A 1,956-nucleotide genomic window follows, 5' to 3' on the forward strand; every position below is an offset into this window, starting at 1 on the left:
GCCAGGGGATGGACGTCCGCGGTCACACGCTCGTGTGGCACTCGCAGCTCCCGGGCTGGGTCGGGCAGCTGGGCAGCGGCCAGCAGGTCCGCGACGCGATGAACAACCACATCAATGAGGTGATGGGCCACTACAAGGGCCAGATCCACTCGTGGGACGTGGTGAACGAGGCGTTCCAGGACGGCAGCAGCGGCGCCCGGCGCAGCTCGCCGTTCCAGGACAAGATCGGCGACAGCTGGATCGAGGAAGCCTTCGTGACGGCCCGCGCGGCGGACCCGGACGCCAAGCTCTGCTACAACGACTACAACACCGACGACTGGAGCCACGCCAAGACCCAGGCCGTGTACAACATGGTCAAGGACTTCAAGGCGCGGGGCGTGCCGATCGACTGTGTCGGCCTGCAGTCGCACTTCAACCAGCAGTCGCCGGTCCCCGCGAACTACCAGGAGACGCTGCAGAACTTCGCCGATCTCGGCGTCGAGGTGCAGATCACCGAGCTGGACATCCAGAACGCCCCCGCCGACAGCTACCGGCAGGTCGTCGAGGCGTGCCTGGCCGTCAGCAAGTGCACCGGGATCACCGTCTGGGGCATCCCGGACCACTACTCCTGGCGGGCCGAGCAGAACCCGCTGCTGTTCGACCGCAACTACAACAAGAAGCCGGCCTACGACGCGGTGCTCCAGGCACTCAACTCCTGACCGGTCCGTTCCACCCCGCACCTTCGCCGCGCGGCGACCTTTCGAGGTCGTCGCGCGGCACGCGTTTCACCGAGAACTTCCGGGGTTCCGGCCGGTGCTCCTCGTTCAGCTTGATCGAATACGTGCTGGTCAGAAAGTCAAGAGAGGAATCAGGGCGCAGGCGGTCGGCTCGTCCGTCGCGCCGTATCCCGCCAACTCCCGGAAAACTTGCGAAAGTTTCATGGGTTTGCCCAACTCGGGGCAGGTGCAGGCGCCTTGATGGAGGCACATCACCGCAGGTCAAGGTGGTTTACGGTCGAGTAGGGCCGGGTTTTCACACCGAAAACTTTCCGGAAACATGCCGTTGACGTGGGCTCACATGCGGGCGCATACTCCCCAACGATCGATGCCGCGCGGTACGCCGGGCCAAGTGCTCACGGGCCGTTCGGCACCCTCATTGCACCGCGCCCCACCCCCACCCCCAGCCGTGCCCGGACGATTCCTCGACCGCAGTCCGGGCCCCGGAAGAAGAGGTAGCAATGATCAACGAGTCATCGGCCGGGCGAGGCCCCGGCCGCCCCAGATCCCGCACCCGGAAAGCTCTCGCGATGGGCATGGCCGGCGTCGTCGCCTCGATCGGTCTCGTCACCGTCTCGGCCGGCACGGCGGAGGCCGCGAGCACCCTGGGTGCGGCGGCGGCGGAGAAGGGCCGGTACTTCGGTGCCGCCGTAGCGGCGAACCGCCTCGGTGAGTCGCAGTACGCGACCACGCTGAACCGCGAGTTCACCAGTGTCACGCCGGAGAACGAGATGAAGTGGGACGCTCTGGAGGGCTCCCAGAACAACTTCAACTTCGGCAACGCGGACCGGATCGTGCAGCACGCGCAGGGCCAGGGGATGGACGTCCGCGGTCACACGCTCGTGTGGCACTCGCAGCTCCCGGGCTGGGTCGGGCAGCTGGGCAGCGGCCAGCAGGTCCGCGACGCGATGAACAACCACATCAATGAGGTGATGGGCCACTACAAGGGCCAGATCCACTCGTGGGACGTGGTGAACGAGGCGTTCCAGGACGGCAGCAGCGGCGCCCGGCGCAGCTCGCCGTTCCAGGACAAGATCGGCGACAGCTGGATCGAGGAAGCCTTCGTGACGGCCCGCGCGGCGGACCCGGACGCCAAGCTCTGCTACAACGACTACAACACCGACGACTGGAGCCACGCCAAGACCCAGGCCGTGTACAACATGGTCAAGGACTTCAAGGCGCGGGGCGTGCCGATCGACTG

Annotated in this window: 2 protein-coding genes; both read left to right on the top strand. The window is 66.5% G+C overall.

The genetic code is table 11. The features are described from left to right. On the top strand, positions 1–698 hold a 698-nt coding region (locus GCU69_RS29380), incomplete at its 5' end, for an endo-1,4-beta-xylanase (protein WP_170315968.1). 587 nt (positions 699–1,285) lie between these two features. Further along, positions 1,286–1,956: endo-1,4-beta-xylanase (locus GCU69_RS29385; protein WP_235978780.1), on the top strand; the 671-nt coding region annotated here is incomplete at its 3' end.

It is taken from the genome of Streptomyces lycii (assembly GCF_009735685.1).
Classification (GTDB): Bacteria; Actinomycetota; Actinomycetes; order Streptomycetales; family Streptomycetaceae; genus Streptomyces; species Streptomyces lycii.